Below are 2,247 nucleotides of genomic sequence, written 5' to 3' on the forward strand. Positions count from 1 at the left end.
ATTACAAACTATAAAAACAATTTGTTATGAAAGAAAAATTACTCGTTTTTTTACTATTAGTATTTGCAGGTGCTTATGCACAAATTCCTGTAGAAGGATTTGAGCAGAGTTTCCCGCCTGAAGGCTGGACAGTAACCGGCAATGGTGTTGGTACCGGAGAAAGCTGGAGCCAAACACCTTTAGCAAGCCCTGTACTGCCACCTTATCAGGGTAATCATGCAGCCTACATAATTGGAGAAGATGTACCAACAGGAACTGCTGAAGACTGGCTGATAACCCCTGCAATAACGGTACCGCCAAACGGAATAATTTCTTTTTACTCACGCCTGCTCCAGAATAATAACCAGGGGAGCCTTTACCGCATGATGGTTACGGTTGATGATCCTCAGGATTTAAGCAGTTATACCTTGATGCAGCAATGGACAGAAACCGAAATTAACCCCTCTCAAACCACATATACACAAAAGGTTGTAAACATCCCATCTGTATATACAGGGGTAGAGGTGCATATTGCTTTTGTGCTGGTTACAGATGATGGTGACGGTTGGCTTGTTGATGAGGTATCGGTTACAGAAGGTTGTGTGCAGCCGTTAAATGTAATGATAAGCGAAGCAACAGGTACCGAGCTGACCTTGAGCTGGGATGAAGCGCCGGGCGTATCTGATTATGAGATAATCATACTGCCTGCCGGGGTTCCCTTTACAGGAAATGAGCAGGGTGTAATTGCAACATCAAGCCCTTATGTTTTTACAGGGCTTACAGTAGAAAGCACTTACCAGATATATATAAGAAGCCTTTGCCAGCAGGGGGGCGTTAGCGAATGGGTAGGGCCTGTATACAGCCAGGTACTAACAGGCAATACACTTACCGGCACAGTTACTTTTGATGCTGACGGAGATGGTAATTGTGAGGAAGGCGATATTGTGCCTTTTGTGCCGATTGCTGTTAATATAGATGGACTGTTTGCTTACTACACTTATACTGATATGAATGGAGAATATACCGTTTATAATATCGGAGATGGTGAAAGCACCATTATACTTCAGCCGGAACCGCAATCATTTTTCCCTGCAACAGAAGCTGTTACGGTATCGGTAAACTTTAACGGCTCTGTAACAGAAGAAACCGCCGATATTTGCCTGGAACAACCTGAAAGCGTAACAGACGCGAGTATAACACTTACACCCATTGGCGCTGCAAGGCCGGGGTTCCATGCTTTCTATCAGCTTACAGTACGCAATAACGGCAGTGAGCTTTTAAATAATGTTATCGCTACTGTTACTTTTGATGACAACAGGTTTGATTATACCTCATCCGAAGGTAACAGTGCTGCAACAGGCAACACCATTACTTTTACCATTGGCGATATGGCTGCATTTGCTGCAGAAAATTATGTTATTGACCTTTATACGCTTGCTCCACCCACAAATGTTGGCGGAGAAATGGTAAACTTTACCCTGGAGGTAACACATAACGAGACAGATGACTTACCAGATGATAATACAGCGGTAATGCAGCAAACCATAATCAATTCATGGGACCCTAATGATATTATTGTGCATGAAGGCCCTGAAATACTTTTAGAGCAGGCTGATGATTATTTAACTTATACTATCAGGTTCCAGAATACGGGTACGGCCTCAGCCATAAATGTAAGGCTTGAGAATGAGCTTGACGAAAAGCTGGACTGGGATACTTTTCAGCCGATAGCAGCAAGCCATTATTATACGGTTAACCGTGAAGAAGGCGATCTTGAATTTTTATTTAATGATATAAACCTGCCGGATGATGAAAGTGACGAGCCGGGCAGCCACGGTTTTGTAACCTACAGGATTAAGCCGCAAAGCACTGTAGTATTAGGTGACATATTTTATAATGGCGCAGGTATCTTTTTCGACTTTAACGAGCCTGTGATTACCAACACCGCCGAAACTGAAATTGTTGCAGAAACATCAGGGCTAACAGATGCCCTTCAAAACAAGGTTTCTGTATATCCTAACCCGGTAGTTAACTACCTCAATATTAACACCTACGGCAGTGAGTTGCAAAACATTACCGTTTATGACCTTAACGGCAGAAAGTGCCTTAACGGTTCAGGCAAAAAAATGGATGTTTCTTCTTTAAAAATTGGGTTATATCTTGTTAAAATCACAACCGACAAAGGAACTTCAACCCAAAAAATTATTAAGAACTAAAATTTAAGACTTAAATATCTAAAAGAGGAGCTTTTTTAAGTTCCTCTTTTTT

Annotated in this window: 2 protein-coding genes and 1 pseudogene; 2 read left to right on the forward strand and 1 reads right to left on the reverse strand. The window is 42.0% G+C overall.

The window, feature by feature from the left end; genetic code table 11:
* Positions 1-26: 26 nt before the first annotated feature.
* Positions 27-803 (forward strand): annotated as a pseudogene (locus Q0K96_RS15070) (choice-of-anchor J domain-containing protein); the annotation flags it as partial.
* 45 nt (positions 804-848) lie between these two features.
* On the opposite strand, the gene Q0K96_RS15075 reads toward Q0K96_RS15070, so the two are convergent.
* Positions 849-1,058 (reverse strand): botulinum neurotoxin N-terminal receptor binding domain-containing protein, encoded by a 210-nt coding sequence (locus Q0K96_RS15075; protein WP_363317258.1) that lies wholly within the window; start codon positions 1,056-1,058, stop codon positions 849-851.
* Between the two features lie 453 nt (positions 1,059-1,511).
* Here Q0K96_RS15075 and Q0K96_RS15080 point away from each other — a divergent pair, with 453 nt between their 5' ends.
* Positions 1,512-2,195: a T9SS type A sorting domain-containing protein gene (locus Q0K96_RS15080; protein WP_363317259.1), complete on the forward strand. Its 684-nt coding sequence runs from the start codon at positions 1,512-1,514 to the stop codon at positions 2,193-2,195.
* Positions 2,196-2,247 lie beyond the last annotated feature (52 nt).

This window comes from Flavobacterium sp. (genome assembly GCF_024305175.1).
Lineage (GTDB): Bacteria > Bacteroidota > Bacteroidia > Flavobacteriales > Flavobacteriaceae > Flavobacterium.